The organism is Virgibacillus sp., assembly GCF_013393565.1.
Taxonomy (GTDB): domain Bacteria; phylum Bacillota; class Bacilli; order Bacillales; family Amphibacillaceae; genus Virgibacillus; species Virgibacillus dokdonensis.
In genome coordinates, this window is record NZ_JABXHF010000035.1 from 13,493 (window position 1) to 31,215 (window position 17,723).

Annotated in this window: 18 protein-coding genes; 10 read left to right on the plus strand and 8 right to left on the minus strand. The window is 37.2% G+C overall.

The window, feature by feature from the left end; genetic code table 11:
- Positions 1-88: 88 nt before the first annotated feature.
- Positions 89-844, minus strand: a complete 756-nt coding sequence (locus HLX49_RS09190; RefSeq protein WP_296361434.1) for a MurR/RpiR family transcriptional regulator — start codon at positions 842-844, stop codon at positions 89-91.
- 380 nt (positions 845-1,224) lie between these two features.
- Positions 1,225-2,079, minus strand: coding sequence for a MurR/RpiR family transcriptional regulator (locus HLX49_RS09195; protein WP_296361436.1), 855 nt, complete (start codon positions 2,077-2,079; stop codon positions 1,225-1,227).
- A gap of 379 nt (positions 2,080-2,458) precedes the next feature.
- On the opposite strand from HLX49_RS09195, the gene gnd reads away from it, so the two are divergent.
- Both gnd and gntK read left to right on the plus strand, forming a co-directional pair.
- The gene (gnd, locus tag HLX49_RS09200) at positions 2,459-3,358 is read left to right on the plus strand and encodes a phosphogluconate dehydrogenase (NAD(+)-dependent, decarboxylating) (RefSeq protein WP_077702286.1); all 900 of its coding nucleotides are present in this window, start codon (positions 2,459-2,461) and stop codon (positions 3,356-3,358) included.
- A gap of 151 nt (positions 3,359-3,509) precedes the next feature.
- Positions 3,510-5,063 carry a gluconokinase gene (gene gntK, locus HLX49_RS09205; protein WP_296361438.1) on the plus strand — a complete coding sequence of 518 codons (1,554 nt, stop codon included), beginning with the start codon at positions 3,510-3,512 and terminating at the stop codon, positions 5,061-5,063.
- 588 nt (positions 5,064-5,651) lie between these two features.
- On the opposite strand, the gene HLX49_RS09210 is transcribed toward gntK, so the two are convergent.
- Positions 5,652-6,254, minus strand: coding sequence for a superoxide dismutase family protein (locus HLX49_RS09210; protein WP_077702284.1), 603 nt, complete (start codon positions 6,252-6,254; stop codon positions 5,652-5,654).
- Between the two features lie 216 nt (positions 6,255-6,470).
- On the opposite strand from HLX49_RS09210, the gene HLX49_RS09215 reads away from it, so the two are divergent.
- Positions 6,471-6,848, plus strand: coding sequence for a PH domain-containing protein (locus tag HLX49_RS09215; protein ID WP_073006819.1), 378 nt, complete (start codon positions 6,471-6,473; stop codon positions 6,846-6,848).
- Between the two features lie 172 nt (positions 6,849-7,020).
- Here HLX49_RS09215 and HLX49_RS09220 read toward each other — a convergent pair whose 3' ends face one another.
- Together HLX49_RS09220 and HLX49_RS09225 are read right to left on the minus strand one after the other, a co-directional pair.
- The gene (locus HLX49_RS09220) at positions 7,021-7,422 is read right to left on the minus strand and encodes a nucleoside triphosphate pyrophosphohydrolase (protein WP_331804664.1); all 402 of its coding nucleotides are present in this window, start codon (positions 7,420-7,422) and stop codon (positions 7,021-7,023) included.
- A 248-nt stretch (positions 7,423-7,670) separates the two neighbouring features.
- A complete protein-coding gene (locus tag HLX49_RS09225) occupies positions 7,671-8,171 on the minus strand; it encodes a DoxX family protein (protein ID WP_101934240.1) in 501 nt (166 codons plus the stop codon).
- Between the two features lie 550 nt (positions 8,172-8,721).
- On the opposite strand from HLX49_RS09225, the gene HLX49_RS09230 reads away from it, so the two are divergent.
- The 5 genes from HLX49_RS09230 to HLX49_RS09250 all read left to right on the plus strand — a co-directional run bounded on the left by HLX49_RS09230 (position 8,722) and on the right by HLX49_RS09250 (position 12,997).
- The gene (locus tag HLX49_RS09230; protein ID WP_077702283.1) at positions 8,722-9,426 is read left to right on the plus strand and encodes a hypothetical protein; all 705 of its coding nucleotides are present in this window, start codon (positions 8,722-8,724) and stop codon (positions 9,424-9,426) included.
- 61 nt (positions 9,427-9,487) lie between these two features.
- The gene (locus HLX49_RS09235) at positions 9,488-9,883 is read left to right on the plus strand and encodes a GntR family transcriptional regulator (protein ID WP_077702282.1); all 396 of its coding nucleotides are present in this window, start codon (positions 9,488-9,490) and stop codon (positions 9,881-9,883) included.
- Positions 9,880-10,734 carry an ATP-binding cassette domain-containing protein gene (locus HLX49_RS09240; protein WP_296361445.1) on the plus strand — a complete coding sequence of 285 codons (855 nt, stop codon included), beginning with the start codon at positions 9,880-9,882 and terminating at the stop codon, positions 10,732-10,734. Before HLX49_RS09235 ends, HLX49_RS09240 begins: the two co-directional genes overlap by 4 nt.
- 96 nt (positions 10,735-10,830) lie before the next feature.
- Positions 10,831-11,763 (plus strand): ABC transporter ATP-binding protein, encoded by a 933-nt coding sequence (locus HLX49_RS09245; RefSeq protein WP_296361447.1) that lies wholly within the window; start codon positions 10,831-10,833, stop codon positions 11,761-11,763.
- Positions 11,756-12,997: an ABC transporter permease gene (locus HLX49_RS09250; protein ID WP_077702279.1), complete on the plus strand. Its 1,242-nt coding sequence runs from the start codon at positions 11,756-11,758 to the stop codon at positions 12,995-12,997. The genes HLX49_RS09245 and HLX49_RS09250 overlap by 8 nt, the downstream gene beginning before the upstream one ends.
- A 447-nt stretch (positions 12,998-13,444) precedes the next feature.
- Here HLX49_RS09250 and HLX49_RS09255 read toward each other — a convergent pair whose 3' ends face one another.
- On the minus strand, positions 13,445-13,606 hold the full coding sequence (locus HLX49_RS09255) for a hypothetical protein (protein ID WP_164085428.1): 162 nt from the start codon (positions 13,604-13,606) through the stop codon (positions 13,445-13,447).
- Between the two features lie 22 nt (positions 13,607-13,628).
- On the minus strand, positions 13,629-13,934 hold the full coding sequence (locus HLX49_RS09260; protein ID WP_077702278.1) for a DUF4306 domain-containing protein: 306 nt from the start codon (positions 13,932-13,934) through the stop codon (positions 13,629-13,631).
- A 332-nt stretch (positions 13,935-14,266) separates the two neighbouring features.
- Between HLX49_RS09260 and HLX49_RS09265 the strand changes: the two genes are divergently transcribed.
- Entirely contained in the window at positions 14,267-14,797 is a 531-nt protein-coding gene (locus HLX49_RS09265; RefSeq protein WP_296361451.1) for a flavodoxin family protein, read from the plus strand.
- Between the two features lie 843 nt (positions 14,798-15,640).
- Positions 15,641-16,555: an N-acetylmuramoyl-L-alanine amidase family protein gene (locus tag HLX49_RS09270; RefSeq protein ID WP_176087262.1), complete on the plus strand. Its 915-nt coding sequence runs from the start codon at positions 15,641-15,643 to the stop codon at positions 16,553-16,555.
- A 121-nt stretch (positions 16,556-16,676) separates the two neighbouring features.
- Here HLX49_RS09270 and HLX49_RS09275 read toward each other — a convergent pair whose 3' ends face one another.
- Positions 16,677-17,711 carry a MerR family transcriptional regulator gene (locus HLX49_RS09275; RefSeq protein WP_077702275.1) on the minus strand — a complete coding sequence of 345 codons (1,035 nt, stop codon included), beginning with the start codon at positions 17,709-17,711 and terminating at the stop codon, positions 16,677-16,679.
- Positions 17,712-17,723: the final 12 nt, after the last annotated feature.

The window sequence follows — 17,723 nt, forward strand, 5'->3', positions numbered from 1 at the left end:
ATCCCGTAAACGGTTTCTTGTATATAATTTTTGTAGCTGAAAAAACGTGTTTCATCGATTGAAACACGTTTCACAAAGTATATATTACCTACCTAGCATTTGTTTTTAAGTATTCCTTTAAAATAAGCTCAAAAGCCATTAATAATCGAGGGAAAAAAATATTAGGCAACATATTTCGATCATCTAGCTTATTATTATCCATGATTTTAAAGTTTAAATCCGATATGTTGGCGATTCGATTTTCTATTTCTTTGGTGAAGGAAACAGTAAATATGTTATGCTCCTTAGCAGCAACTAGCTTATCAATGACTTGCTGTGTTTCACCCGATTTAGAAATCACAACAAGTGCACCAATATGATCCAAATTATTTTCAAATACACCTATTGAATCCATACCACTAGCTAATATCGTTTTCTTCCCTAATACTAATAACTTTTTGTATAAATATTCAGCAGCTATAGCCGAAAAGCCAGTTGCGTATAAAAAGATATAGGTTTGCTCCATCTGCATGACTTTATGGATAAATTGATGAATTGTTTCCATCCCATTGCAATTGAAAAATTCCTTTGTAGTAATATCTGGGAAATCATCTTCTACATTTCCCTTCTTTTCATCTACCTCTTTCACCAGCGGTAAAAGGTGATAATACATATCTACAAATCCTGTATATCCAAGCTTCTTGGACAAACGAATAATGGTTGCTGGAGAAGTATAATTCACTTTGGCGATGTGACGAACTCCTTGTTTCAAGACATGATCCATATTTTCGACAATATAGCTCAACAATTGAATATCTAATTCTGTTACATTTTTCCCTTGAATTAACTTACTAATATCAATCAATGTACATCCCCCTTCTCACTAACTGACCTTTATATCATATCTGTAAGGAACAAAGGCTCGGGGCGCCCGGTTAGCAACGTAGCGAGTGGAACGAAACGACTAAAGTTTTAGGAATCATGGTGAGGTGGTGTTGACGAACCAATGATGACTTATCGTAAGGCGATTCGTGAAGTCGCCTAGTTGCTGGGCGCTAGAGCCGGACGTGGCTAAATAACTTAGTACGTTTATCCACAGCTGCAAAATTTTATAATTTCCTAGACCACGAAAAATCACTCGCCCTTGCTGGTGTTTCGCTCACTCTTGTCAAAATCCCGCTCATACCTGCTAAAAATTCGCCCACTATCATCGAAAGTCGCTGACATCAGGAAACTCACGTCACCTTATAAACGTTTTAAAGCAATTGCCTTGCGCATATCTTGTAGTGCCTGTTGAGCGGATTCTCCTTTGGCAAGCATTACATTTGTATATAATGCGTCAATTAATGTCAGCTCTGCAATTCGTGACGATAATGCTTCAGGTCGAAATTCTGTCTCATCTGAGACGGTATAAAGTAAAATATCTGCTTGCTTGCTCAGCGTGGATTTAGCAAAGTTTGTTATCGCAATAATCGTGACATTTTTATCCCTTAAAACATGTAGTATATCCATAATATCTTTTGTAGAACCAGAGTGGGAAATAATAACAGCCACATCTTTAGCACGCAATTGTGATGCTGCCATTAGCTGCATATGCGCATCCAAATTTGCGTGCACTTGCATTCCACTACGAAGAAATTTATGATAAGCGTCGATGGATACAATGGCTGACCCACCTATCCCAAAAAACTCTACTTTTTCAGCTACAATTAATGCTGCAACAGCTTCATGTAAGGCTTTTTGATCAATTACTTTGAACGTATCCTCTAGTGTATTCATATTCGAACGAAAAACTTTTTCACTAACCGTTCCTACGTCATCGCCAGCTTGGATTTTTTCGTGAATATCTGTGACGGGTGTCGCCATTTCAGCAGCAAGTGCAATTTTTAAAGCTTGGTATCCTTTAAAACCCACGCGCTGACAAAAACGAAACACCGTTGAATCCGCAACCTCCAATTCATCTGCAATCTGGTTAATTGTATGATGAATAATTGTTTTCGGATGTTGCAAAATATAATCAGCTATTTTCTTCTCTTTCTCACTTAAGCGGCTATAATTGCTACGAATACGCGCTAAACCGTGTTGGTTGACTTGATCCATATTTATGTTCTCCTTTTATCTCACAAAAAGATTTTTATACTATTTCGTTTTCTTAAACTATTATACACGAAAAAAAATTTCGCGATAATTGTTGTATACGGAAAAAAATTTGATATAATGAATGCAAGTCGATGAATTATTTACTGCTAAAAAACTTGGTTTATCGACAAATCTTATGGGAAAACGCTGTCTTCATAGTAAAAACGTGCTTGCGAAATTGTATATGGTGAACTCTCCCATGCAAGCCATGGTGGTCTTTTATACTATAAAGACTAACATGCACATTTTATCATGTGATTTTTTATACTTTCCCATCATGCAATAATTATTATGTTCATAATTTAACAAAATGATATTAATTCAACTCGAGGTGACGGAAATGAATATTGGTATGATTGGCTTAGGAAAAATGGGATATAATTTAGCACTTAATTTACTCGACCATCAACATTATGTACTTGGCTTTGACACGAACGAAGCACAAAGGACTTCAATCACACATGCAAATTACGAAGCAACATCCTCCATCGAACATCTTGTAGAACAATTACCTAGTCCGCGCATTATATGGTTAATGGTTCCAGCTGGAGAAGTGACAGAAAATGTCGTACAAAAAATGACAACATTACTTGAAACTGGTGATATTTTAATTGATGGCGGTAACTCCAACTATAAAGATACATGTAAACGAAAAGAAATGTTAGACGATAAAGGCATCTTTTTCTTTGACTGCGGTACAAGTGGAGGAACAGATGGCGCTAGAAACGGCGCTTGTACGATGATAGGTGGAGATGCTGAAGCATTTAAACAAATTGAACCACTATTTAAAGATATTTCCACAGAAAACGGCTACTTATACACTGGGAAAGCAGGCAGTGGTCATTTCTTAAAAATGGTTCACAATGGAATGGAATATGGTATGATGCAAGCCATCGCAGAAGGATTTGATATTCTTCATAAAAGTGAATTTGACTATGACTACGAAAAAGTTGCTAAGGTATTTAACCATGGTTCGGTCATTCGTTCTTGGTTAATGGAACTAACACAACAAGCATTCTCCAAAGATGCTCAATTGGATCAAATACGTGGTATTATGCAATCTTCGGGTGAAGGAAAATGGACGGTAGAAACAGCTCTAGATTACCAAGTAGCAGCACCAGTTATTGCACTTTCCTTAATGATGCGTTATCGCTCCCTTGAAGATGATACGTTTACAGGCAAAGTGGTAGCAGCACTACGGAATGAATTTGGCGGCCACGCTGTGGTTAAAAACGACTAGTTTACGTAGGGAAGCATAAACGGTAAAACCAAGCTTCCCCTTTTTTGCTTAACGATAAAATGAATCATTAACGAGTGAGATCTTTCAAATACATGTTTCCCATCAAACATCTGGTAAAATAAAGGTATACGTAGTGCAAGGAGGAATATGGATGACCGCATCAGCTTATTATTTAGGCGTTGATATTGGAACCACGAGTACAAAAGCGGTTTTGTTTACAAAGAACGGAAAAGCAATTAGCAAAAGTGCCGTACATTACCCGTTACATACACCAAATCCTTTAGTAGCCGAACAAGATCCTAACGAAATTTTCCAAGCTGTGGTAACAACAATTAAAGAAACCATGCAAACAAGTAGGATTCACCCAAAAGCTTTAAAATTTGTTGCTTTTAGTTCTGCCATGCATAGTTTAATTGCTGTAGATGAGGTAGGAAATTTATTAACAAATAGCATTACATGGGCGGACACAAGAAGTGCTCCATATGCTAAAGAGATAAACGATAAGAAAAATGGGCATGAAATCTATTTAAGAACAGGAACGCCGATACATCCCATGTCGCCGTTAGCCAAACTATTATGGTTACGAACAGAAGAACCAGCACTGTTCCAACGAGCGCATAAATTCATCTCGATTAAAGAATATATATTTTCTCGTTTATTCCATTCCTATGTGATTGACTACTCCATTGCTTCGGCAACCGGTTTATTGAACCTAGAAGCATTAGATTGGGATGAGGAAGCATTACAAGTAGCAGGGATAACCCCAGAAAACCTGTCCACACTCGTGCCTACTACAAAGACATTTACTGGTGTAGACGAAGTTATTTGTAAAGAAATGGGAATAGACGTAAACACGCCGTTTCTCATCGGAGCAAGTGATGGTGTACTTTCCAATCTTGGTGTCAACGCAATTGAATCTGGCGTTACTGCCGTTACGATTGGAACAAGCGGTGCGATACGTACAGTCACCGACAAACCAAAAACAGATCCACTGGGTAGAACTTTTTGCTATGCATTAACAGAAAAGCATTGGGTTGTTGGCGGACCCGTTAATAATGGAGGAATGATTCTACGTTGGGTACGGGATGAATTTGCAGCTTCTGAAGTAGAAACAGCCAAACGATTAGGTATGGACCCCTATGATGTACTAACGAGAATGGCTGAAGGTGTAGCACCAGGTTCTGACGGGCTTTTATTTCACCCATTTATGACGGGGGAGCGTGCACCACTTTGGGATGCTAATGCACGTGCTTCTTTCTTCGGATTAAGCATTCATCATCAAAAACAACATATGGTACGCGCCGTACTAGAGGGTGTTATGTTTAACTTACGTACCGTTTTACTTGCAGTCACTGCATTGACAGGAGAGCCAAAACGAATCCAAGCGACGGGTGGCTTTGCTCGATCAGCCATGTGGCGTCAACTGATGGCCGATGTCTTCCATAAACCTGTTGTCATACCAGAAAGCTATGAAAGTTCTTGCCTCGGCGCAATCGTATTAGGCATGTACGCTACAAATGAGATTGATGACTTTTCAGTTGTTTCCGAAATGATTGGCGCTACACATACCCATCAACCAAATGAAGCTGCAAGTGCTGTTTACGATGAGCTACTTCCGCTTTTCATACGTCTACCTCAAGTTTTGAAAGCAGAGTATGAAAATATTGCAAATTTCCAACGCAAGCATGTAAACAATGCAGAATAAAGGCTTGGAGCGTCCTGTTAGCAACTAAACTTTTAGGAATCATGCCACTAAAACAAGGGAGTGCCGACGTCGGGCGGCAAGCCCCGTTTTTAGTCGACCTTTCTCTTAGCGACGAACGGATAATGACTTAGCTTAAATGAAGTGAAGTCACCTAACTGCTGAGCGCTTACTTATTTGGTTACGGCATGAATCACAAACCACTTATTTTATATATCTTTTCTCATGGGAAAAACTCGGCTTATTGCTACATTTTTTTGTGTAAGCCGAGTTTTTCTTTTACTATAGTAGAACAAAGGCGGAAGCGCCCGTTTAGCAACGTAGCGAGTGGAGCGAATCAACAAAGTTTTAGGAATCATGCTCCTGCAACAGAAGTATGCCGGCGCCCTCCAGCAAGCCCGTCTTTAGTCGGCCTTCCTATTTAGTACGAACCGATGATGACTTATCGTAAGGCGATTCGTGAAGTCGCCTAGTTGCTGGGCGATGGAGCCGGACGTGGCTCATTCGGTTATTTGGTTATCCCATAGCATCAAATTTTTATACTTTCTTATCTCTTAAAATAAGCGAGCTATAATCGCTCGCCTGTCCTTTTCATTCCCCTTCTTGAATCACACCACAAGCAATGCGTTCTCCTGCATTCCCTGCAGGCTGTGACTTGTAATCATCTTCATCCGAATGAATGACAAGGGCTGTTCCATCCTCTTTTAGTAATGAATTTGGCTTTCCTTTTTCAAGCGTAACCATTTCAGCTAAGATGTCAGCTTGCACAGTACCATCTTCCTTCACTTCAATGTTAGGCAAATCACCTGCATGCGGACCATCCTCAACATTTCCATGACTCACGTTTGTGGGATTGAAATGTCCACCAGCAGAACTAAAATCAGGTCCTTCGCATGCACCTGTCTCATGGATATGAAAACCATGCTTTCCAGGTGTGAAATTTTGTCCTGATAATTGAATACGTACGCCATCTTCTTCCTGAGTTAATGTTGCTGTAGCTACTTCCTGTTGCTTGCGATCCTTTAATGAAACAAAAATTTGCTTCGAAGCATCTTCCTCCATATTGCCAACTGTTTCTACTGATTCGTTCGACTGTTGTTTTTCTTTTGTTTGTTCTTCATCGGTTGTATTACAAGCTGATAAAATGATAATACATATCATGGTAAACAAAATCAAAATGGTCTTTTTATTCATCTTTCTACCCCTTTCCATTTTTTATCAGCTTGCTCGATTCTGGAAATCTTTAAACGTGGGTTTCCTTCCATTATAGGAAATACTCGTGTACAATGTAGATATATGTTCAATTTGAATGCAAACACCTTTTGAATAATGCATATATTTTGTTGTCATTGGATTAAACATACGCTTTAATATCTGATTTTTTTATTTATTCACAAGGAGGAATATTAAATGGGATTGTTTGATGGTATGATGGGTAATGCATCGGAAATGGACACAAAGAAAGCAGAGGAAGAAATAAGTGATCTATTATCTACAGGAGAGAATGTGGAGCACGCATACAAACTGATCCGCGACATGATGTTATTTACCAATAAACGACTAATTCTTCTTGATAAGCAAGGTGTTACTGGAAAGAAAATGGAATACCATTCTATTCCTTACAAAAACATTACGCACTTCTCCATTGAAACAGCTGGAACATTTGATTTAGATGCAGAACTTAAGCTATGGGTTTCTGGTAGCTCTGAACCGATTCAAAAAACATTCAATAAGCAACTCAATATTTATAACGTACAGTCCGTTTTAGCTAATTATGTATGTAACTAAAGCAAATCTATTAAAATCGTAAAACTTCCATATGTATGAAGATGTTTCATACATATAAGTAATTCTATGCTGAAATTGTCGGCAAATGTATACGACTTGACGAATCACACAACGAGTTCTTTAAGGGGAAAGTTCCTATCACGAAAAAATATGTGGGAGCTTTCTTCTCTAGTTATTGTGAAAAGAAACATAGTCTGCCTTCAGCCCTATTGGGTCTTATTATAATTTTTCTTAAACTAATAATTCTAAATGTCATCTTTTCTACAGTGTAAAAACACACGCCTATCAAAACCTCTCTCTCTTCACTCTTCTTCTTACGCAAAGTTTCGACTGTTTGCAGCGACGCTCCATGCGTTTTTGCTAATGCGTGAATGACTTCTAAAAGATCAGCTAATTCCTCTAGCGCTGAAACATCATCCTCAGCCTGTAAATATTCATCCCATTCTTCTAGCACTTTTTTCTTTAATTCAACCAGGTATTCTTCTGTATGAAGTGTTGTTGTAATTGCCTTTTGCCCCTTGCTCGCAATTATTTCTGGAATTTTATCACGAACAAGTTTATGAAATTTTGGCATACTTCCCCCTCCATACTTTGTGTAGAAAAGCTTTATATATAAAATAGCACGGTAAAATATTTCCTTCTACGATTTTCGCGACTCCTTTAACAATAACTTCAGAAACATTTAAAAAACTTGCTGATCACCAACTCTTTATGGCTAAACCATTCGTTTTACTTTTACTACCAATCGGGTTTTATAGTGCAAAAAACACCTTCTTACAGCTATCGTCAAGCTGTAAGAAGGTGCTATGATTTGTTGTGCCATTAAGCAACCTTTAGACTTTCTCTTTCTTTTTTAGTAAAAACACCTTTTACATATGGAATAACCCATCTATCTAAACCAAATTTTCCAGCATTGTAACCAGCAACTAACAAGAATACCGTAAGTAATACCATTTGCGCATTTGTACTAACTGTGCCGCTAAACAAGAAAGCGAAGTTCATTGTAATACCCATCAATGCTGAAAAGTTGGTGAATATGCCTAATATAAGTGCGATACCAACTAACAATTCCCCCCACATAACGAGGAAAGTAAATATGTCTGCATTCGGCAAGGCTACTTTTTCTAAAAATACTGCCCACCAGCCTTGTACTGCCGGATGCTCTCCTCCAGCACTTGCAATCGCCCCTTGTAAATATCCAGAAGCGTCAAATTGACCGCCCGTAATTTTACCATAACCAGCAACAACCCATTCATAACCAATATAAATACGAATAAGTGCTAAAATACCTGCGGCTATACTACTTCTTCGGATAAAATTCATGATCACGTGTACCATCTCCCTTTTGTTCATCATTTCACAATTCGTTGTAGTATTTCTTTACTACATTTAGAGTATACCATACATGTTTTTATTTATGGGTTTATTGTTCAATATTTCACAATATGGTCATATTTTAGTTTATACGAAACATTATTACTTGACTTTTTTTCGTCACATTCTATTAAACGATGTGTACCATGTTTTTGATACCTTCGCCAATCGTAGTTGTATATTACCTGCACGCCTTCCATGTTCTGACCGCTTTGCTATAAACAGTATTATCTTCATGGGTTACATTCGCTCCATGAATTTATACTTCCATTTATAATTAATGTATATTGACAATATTTGCTCGTTTTTTTCCATTTCCTAAACTTCCCTCTCTCTACAGTTTCCGTTCAAGCTAAAGTTTCTATCTTACCTCTTTATCCCCACTTCAACAATTACGTAAATTTTGCACCTTAAGTCCCTTGACATCCTCTTATTACCTGTAGTACTGTTTATGTGAACATACACAGTACTACAGTTTAGTTTTCAGGAGGTTGTTTATATGCAAAAATGGAAGCAAGCTTGGCAAGTTGCTAAGTTGGAATTAAGCATTTCTACGAGGAAGATTGCATTTGGTTGTTTAATCGTACTTGGTTTCTTCCCTTTTACCATTTCCAATTTTCAGCATTATCTCGATAATAGCGTTATAAGTTATGACTTATTTTTTATTCTTTTTTTTACTTTAGGTATCAATGTTGGAAATCCAAATTATTGGCATTTAAAACAAGCCAATGTCTATCCTCTTTTGATGATGCAATTACCATTACCAATTAAACAGGAGATCTTAATTAAAAGTCGCTTCATCATTCATTTTTGTTTCTCCTTTCCAGTACAATTTGCGTTTCTAATTATCTTTTATGTTGCATCACCTATCGCTCATTTATTATCCATACCAGCTTACATCGCGTTTGCAATCATTTGGTTATCTGTCAATCTTTATATAGGGACGCTTACACCAATAAGTGAAGTATATCCAGCAAATTGGTTGTTCACAGCAGCTATGACTTTCATTTTTCTTTTCATTTTCCTATTTATATTATCTATTTCTCACCTCATCTTTGACCATGGTGTTGTGGAATTATCCATGATTATTGCTAGAAACTGGCCCGTACTCAGTTCCGCAGTTTCACTCATTATTGGCTTTGCAGCTGTCAAAGCGCATCAACTATATATGAAACAAATTATGAATAAGCGGGATTACTTCTAATTGCGATCCTCACACGACCTATACGATATATGCCTAATGCTAGCAGAAAGGAGCTGGTTTTGTGGAATTACCTATTCATCTTTCCAAAACATCTCGAGAACCAATTTATCATCAAATCGAAAACCAAATGAAAACGCTCATTGCTAGCGGACAACTTACAAAAGGATTACCACTTCCATCCATTCGTTCGCTGGCAAAAGACTTAGAGACGAGCGTCATTACGATTCGTCGTGCATATCAAAATTTAGAATATCAAGGCTTTATTCAAACAACGCAAGGAAAAGGGACATTTGTTGCTGACATAGACCATGATATGAAGCAGCAAATGAAAGTTGATGAAGTATACCAAGCAATTGAAGCAGCTGTTGAAATTGCATTTAAATATGATTATACAGCCGAACAACTAAAAAAAATGTGCTTAGAAATCATTCATAAAAAAGGAGGAAACCAAACATGACATCGCTTCTCAAGATAATGGATGTAGAAAAAAACATAGACACCTTACACCTAGGACCGATTCACTTAATGATAGAGCCTGGAACGATAACAACAATGGTTGGAGCGAACGGGGCTGGAAAAAGCACACTATTTAAACTCATTATGAATTTAGTGAAACGTAATACAGGTAGCATTCAACTATTGGATATAGAAACAAACGGTTCCGATGAAAGCTGGAAACAACATATTACGTACCAAGCACAAACCATCATTGGTTGGGAACCTTTCACTGGAATCAAATTAAAAGACTTTATTTCCTCTCTATATCCGCATTGGAATGAAGCGCTATTTCAGAAGATGGTAGATTTATTGCAAATTCCATTAGATGAACAATTTGCAAAACTATCCCAAGGAAACCAACAAAAACTCCAGCTAGCACTTGCTTTACCAAGAAATACACCATTGTTGCTTCTCGATGAACCCACTTCTTTCTTGGATATTCCGGCAAAGCAGAAGCTAATGGATTTACTTGTAGAATGGATGGAGCAAGGAGACCGCGCTATCTTCATGGCGAGTCATCAATCCGCTGACATTATGAAACTTTCTGATTATATAGTCGTATTAAAGAATGGAAAGCTGTTGAACAAATTTGAAAAAGAATCACTAATTCATAGACACCGCCGATATTGGATTGGCGAACATCTTCCAGAGGAAGGTATTCCAGGGGAGATCGATCGCTCAACACGCTATCTTGTCTCAAACGCTCCAGAACAGACGGAAGCCTTCTTACAACAAGAACAAATCAATTGGACACAGCAGGAATCTCTAGATTTGGAAGAAATCCTTACACTGCTTATAGAAAGGAGATAAAACACCTATTATCTCCATCGTAAAATCTGCAATAGTTTTAGCAGGAGCCTTACAGAATGGAATAAATAATGAAGAAAAGGGAAGGAGACAACTATTTTGAGCGCAATTTTAACAGTTGAAAATTTAAACAAAGCTTTTAAAGACAAACAAGTCATCGACAATATTTCTTTTGACGTACACCAAGGTGAAATCATGGCTATTCTCGGACCGAATGGTGCTGGAAAATCAACTACGATTCGTAACATTATGGGTATTTTATATCCTGATGCAGGAAGGATTACCTTTTCCAATTATACAAACAACTCGATACCACGGCATAAAATCGGTTACTTACCAGAGGAGCGTGGGTTATATAAAAATGTCAAAGTAATGGATATTTTACTCTATTTAGCTGAATTAAAAGACTACCCGCTAGATCAAGCAAAACAACGAGCTTTAGATTATTTAAAGAAGTTTGACTTAGAAGGGAAGGAAAAAGTGAATGTCGATGAGCTTTCTAAAGGGATGGGACAAAAGGTGCAATTTATTGCGTCCATTCTTCACGAGCCCGAATTACTCATTCTTGATGAGCCATTTTCTGGGTTAGATCCTGTAAGCCAAGAATTATTTAAACAGGAAATTCGTCAGCTTGCCGATAACGGCACAGCTATCCTACTGTCCTCTCATCAAATGAATCTTGTCGAAGAAATGGCAGATCGCCTATTTTTGATACATCGGGGGAAAAAAGTAATTTACGGACATATGGATGAAGTAAAAAAAGAGTTTGCCAACTTTAAATGCACGATTCATGGTACAAATAAAAAAGAAGAACTTGAACAGTTGCCACATGTACAACGCGTAGAACAAGAAAATGCGCATAGTATTGTCTACTTATATAAAGATATTGATCCAGTGCAATGGCTCAAGCAGCTTCCTGCTACATTGGATGTGCAAGAGCTACGGTTAGATCGCATTTCACTACATGAAATTTTTATTGATATTGCAACAGGTAAACAGCTCATGCAGGAAGTCGGTGAAGCATATGCGTAATTCATTGAAAGTGGCTAAATGGGAGATCAAACGAAACCTCCGCAACAAGACCTTTATTATTGGAATGTTTTTAACGCCCCTCTTCATTATTGGATTTATGTTCTTAGGCGAACTGATTGGCGGTGACGATGAAGAAACAGAGATGAAGACCGTATTTATTCATGATGAGCTAGGAGTTTTTTCTGAAATAGAGCAGACAGTTGCAGCAAGTAATATATCCTGGCAAGTCATGCAAACGGATGTAACGGAAGAAGAAGCCAAAAAGGAAGTTGAAAATACGGAACAGACAGCCTACTTATTTATCGACGAGGAAAGTTTAATAAAAGGAACTATCCCTGCTTACACTTCGGAGGAAATGGATGCCTCTTTTATTAATCAAGCCCAAATATTATCCTCCCCTATTCAAGCGTGGCAATTAAAGGAACTTGGCTTGTCCAATGAACAGTTAGCGGTTGTCTCCCGTGGTATTCAGATAGCAGACGTTTCAGCTAGTAATGAAACCGATACAAAAGATGCCAATAAAGCAGCTGAAGAATCTGAAATAGCTTCATTAGAGCGCATTGTACCTGGGGCATTTGCTGGTTTTATTATGTTATCCATCGTATTTACTGGTATGGCAATTTTTCAAAGCGCTTCACAAGAGAAAAAAGATAAAATTGCGGAAATTATTTTATCCTCACTCACACCGAATGATCTCATGCAAGGAAAAATTATTGGCTATTTTGTTTTAGGCATTGTACAATCTTTTGTCTCTTTGGTCATCGTCCTTCCTGTTTTATCATGGCGATTGGACATTGCGTTTTTAGATTATTTGTTCGTTCCAGAATTAGCTTTATATCTCATGATTGCCATTTTAGGCTATCTATTGTTTGCTTCTATCTTTGTCGGCGTCGGCGCAACGATGACCGATATGACGACAGCAGGAAATTTTCAAGGTATGGTGATGATGCTTCCGTTTTTACCGTTTATCTTTATCGGACCTGTTCTTAGTGATCCAAGTGGATTCATGGCTCAACTTGGTACGTACATTCCTTTCACGGCGCCAGGTGTTCTCTTACTTCGCCTAAGCAACTTAGAAGAATGGCCCTGGCTCGAAATTATCATTTCACTCGCTATTTTAATCATTAGTATTTGGATTTTCGTAAGACTTGCTGGAAAAATCTTTAAAGTAGGCATATTAATGTACGGTAAAAATGCTACTCCAGGAGAGATTTGGAAATGGATAAGAATGTAACAGAGAAGTAGTTCTACAGGAAAGAATAAAAGTAGCTTGACCCTATCGATCGTTGTTAAATATGTACACTTCTGCGGGGGAATAGTACGAGTGAACGCCCCGCAGAAGAGCATTTTTTCTTCGTAGGAAGTGCAAAACTATACGAGCGACAAAAATCGTATTTTAGCATAGCGATGTTGTGGGGGCTTGCACAGTTGGAAAAACGTAACTTTTAAATGTTTATATACGACAGTTGTCTATAAATCCTTACTAGTAAGCTTAATCTAAGAAACACACCAGTTCTCGCCAAGTATATATGGCGAAAACTGGTGTGTCTTTTCAAAAAAATCACATCTGCAAGTACGCTTCATAATATATAGCGATTTTACCAATGAGAGCTTAGGCGTTTTCTTATACATAAGCCTTATAACACGATATTTTCCTATCATACTCATACAAATTACTACTTTAATACCACCAAGATTTAAATAACCCCGCCATTAATCTACCTAACCATTTAATTGGTAAAATAATTAATAAATCGATAAAACTTAAGAGGAAGTCAATAATCCAGAACCACCACCCACCATCGTTCTCTTGGCGTTTTGATGTACGACGTTTTTTCTTCAATTACATTATCCCTCCATATCCTTTAAAATAACGTATTACCATTTTTGCGCTTACGTATAAATTTGCGAACGAAATACGTACAAAAACCAATTACACCAGAAGCAGACAACAAAAATGTAATACTTCTAACTGGATACATTTTAAAAGCATATATCCATTTATCAATAACATAAATATCACGTGGGTCTTGTACAGATTCTGGGGTTAAAACAGTTTGTTCCTGCCAATTTGGATCTAGAACTACATAAGACCCAGACCAATATGTTAGGAAACAAGTATATACGGATATAAAAAGTACTATTAAAAAAAGAATGACCGTCTTTTTCATGATGGCTTCACCTATGCCTTCTATATGTTACACGCAACGCGCCAAGGGTTTTTTATGAACAATTAATTTATTCACCTAAGTCAAACCAGATTTTCCTGCTTATTCCCATGCACGACTTGCTATCCATGGCACAAAACAGAGTGGCAATTTATCTATTGTTTAATACGAACAACCTCGCAAAAAGGTTCCCCTTAATTTTATTATAGTATGACATACGAATATTCATGCAAAAATCATCTTAGCAAGTTACTTCTAAACGCTCATCTTTAGAATACAATTTTACAAGGTACTATTTACTAAATTGGCACTTTCATTCAAGGAGGAAGAACAACATGAGTATAGTAGTCTTTCATGGTTCAACAAGGACAAATGGGAATACAGAATTTTTAACCCATCACGCTATCCCTCAAGACACAGCAACACATATTTATTTGCGCGACTACAACATAGAACCGATTGTAGATAAGCGACACGCAACAGAAGGATTTCCCCACATACAGGATGACCATTTATTTTTAATTGACCAACTATTAAAACACGAGACCGTCGTTTTCGCTACCCCTATTTATTGGTATGGCATGTCCGGACCACTAAAAACATTCATTGATCGTTGGTCGCAAGTTTTACGAGATCCCAATTACCCGCATTTTCGCCAAACGTTAAAAGATAAAAAAGTATACCTTATTCTTGTTGGTGGCGATCAACCACATATAAAAGGATTGCCCCTCGTTCAACAATTTCAGTATATTTGCCAGTTTTTTGGCATGACTCTAGAAGACTATGTAATCGGTCAATCACGTAAACCAGGAGAAATGGCTAATAATAAGCAAACCCTTCAAGCAGCCTCTCAATTATTCGATTAATCCTATTTTACAGCCCCACTTATATTACAACTGTAGTCTTTGTATAAAAACACTTACTTACAAGCATTTTGATAGAAAATAACGCTCTCTAAGTAAAAAGGGGATGCACATGTATATGCTGAGACTCTTTTATTACGTATCTCTTATAATTTCTCAATTGGTAACAGCTGCACAAATTGCAGCTGTTTTCTTTTACACTACAGAAACACAAAGGTTTCGCCATAAAGACTTGTCGATATGCCAAGTCTCCCTAACGAAATAAGCCGTATGTACTATTTTCCTCTCCTACCCTATTAAATCCGCTAAAAGCTTATCTCTTTCTAGTAAAAAGGAATCAGTTTTTTAATCCATCGTTTTAAATCTATTATTCTGGTTATACTATTAAAAAGCTCGTAAAATTACTTTAAACTTAAGATAACCGTACCGATAAAAAAGTATAACCGAATACTTATTATAGAGTGTATTCGAAACAATAAAATGGGTATTTACTACCACCCTTCTATGATACAATGGATGAGGCGTTGCTATAACATTAAAAAACTTGATTTATAACCCTGAAAATTATCCTTACCGATCATACACAAAGTAACGTAAAATTGTTGCCGGATAAAAGGTATCTTTCTAAATGTTTAATGATTGTTTAATCTATTATTCTACTATCTATATTTGTTACCTTTATTAATACGTTTTTCCTTATCAATGAACATAGCACCAATCGTTTCAGTAATATTTTTTAAATATAGCTTTTATCTCGTATTCTATCAGCTGCCCCCAAAAGCAACTGTTTCAATACGAATTTATATAAAGCAAAATTATATCTTATTGAAGGAGGCCGTGCTTAATTTGAAAAACTTCTATTATGCACTAACATCTTTAGCAATTGTGCTAACTTCTCTATTTTTGCTGCCTAACAATAGCCATGCAGCTAATGGGGATGTGTATGACGTTGGACAAGCTCTATTAAATGTGCGAAGCAGCCCATCTATAGACTCGGAAATTGTTGGGCAATTACAAGCTGGGGACCAATTAGTCGAATTCGGTGAACAACACGGCTGGGTACAGACTTATTTTGGTGGGAAAGAAGCATGGGTTGCTAAACATTATTTGATTCCTGCTAAACAGGATAAACCTGTACAGGTACAAGTACAAGCAACGCCCAATGAAGGAAGCAGTTCCTCTCAAGCACAGCCACAAGTTCAAACCAGCAATACTAGTCATTCCTTAAATGGATACAATATCATGTTAGACCCTGGACACGGTGGTTACGATCCTGGTTCTATTGGAATAAACGGTGTACGAGAGAAATTTTTAACACTTGAAACTTCCAAGCAAATTGCAGAACAATTACGAGCAGCTGGTGCAAATGTATTGTTAACTCGGTCAAGTGATACGTATGTTTCTTTAGCTGATCGTATTCGAATTAGCGATGCTTATACCACCCATGCATTTATTAGTGTTCATTATAATGCATTTCCGAACTCCAGTGCAGACGGCATAAATACATTCTATTATTCTTCCAAAGACCAGAAACTAGCAGAGAATGTTCACCAAGGTCTTGCTTCTGCTGTCACATTGCGTGATAGAGGAATGATGCCAAATAACTATTATGTATTAAGGAATAATCATGCTCCTTCTATATTATTAGAGCTAGGATTTCTTACTAATTATAACGATTTTGCTACCATTCGTTCTAACAGTTTTCAACATCAAGTTGCCAACGGAATTACGATTGGGTTAAAAAATTATTTTGCAAACTAAAATAATAAGCTGCCTCTGATGTAGGCAGCTTATTTCTGTATAACGTTGCTACGATGCCAATGTTTCTTTATGATCCGTTTGAAAAAGTTGTCATTGTATCCCAAAGTTTACGCCTTTTAACCTATTTGAATGCGTAAACCATACTTAGTATCGGATTAAAAATATGCGTTTTAACATGGTAATCATGTTCCTGTAGCCAATTTAACAGGGTAGAACCATTTGCATAAAACTCATCCTCAATCGCATAGATAGCCTCTGTATTTCCACTTTCTTTTAAATATTGCATTACTTCGCCTCGATGCGCGTCATCTTGAAACATTAAGTCTACAATACAGATAGCACCGTTTGGACGTAGAACTCTATCCATTTCAGCTAATGCAAGCAGTTTTTGTTCATCTGTAATATGATGTAACGCATAACTGGAGACAATTCCATCAACTTGTTGATCTAAAATTGGCAAAGCCAGAAAATGGCCTTTACGCACTTCAATTTCTGGGTGCTTTTGCTTACATGCCTGCAACATGTTATCCGATTGGTCTACACCAATAATATGAACTCCTTTCGCTAAAAATTTAGCCCCTAAATTTCCTGTGCCAATGCCAATATCTAAACAAGTTTGTCCTGTTTCTAGAGGCATTGTATCAACCACTTTCTCCAAGGCCGTTTCATAGTCTTGATGGACATTAAATCGATAACCACTTATTCTCAGACTTTGATCATAATCCGAAGCTTGTGCATCAAAATCCCATTTGTCCTGCCAAGATTGGCGCAAATGTTTTAGCTTTCTTAAATGCTTTGATAGAGCAATTAAATCTTTAGTAGAAATCGACTGATCGTTATTTCCTTCTAACAACTGATCTAGCGTGTGAATCATATCTTTCATTTCTAACCATTTTTCAAAAAGCACAGCACGTTGCAGATTCAAATAATCATGGATACGATATTGTTTTTGATCATCAAGTAACTGCTTTATTTCTTTAATACCAACGCCAAATTCACGTAATGCTAATATCGTGCTAATCCTTACTACTTCTTCATCTGTAAACGTTCGATATTGATTCGCTTGCTTACTAGGTGATAGGAGACCCTTTTCCTCATAAAATCGAATGGTTCTTGCTGTTGTGTTTAGCCGCTTGGCAACTTCTTGAATATACATTGCTTATCCCTC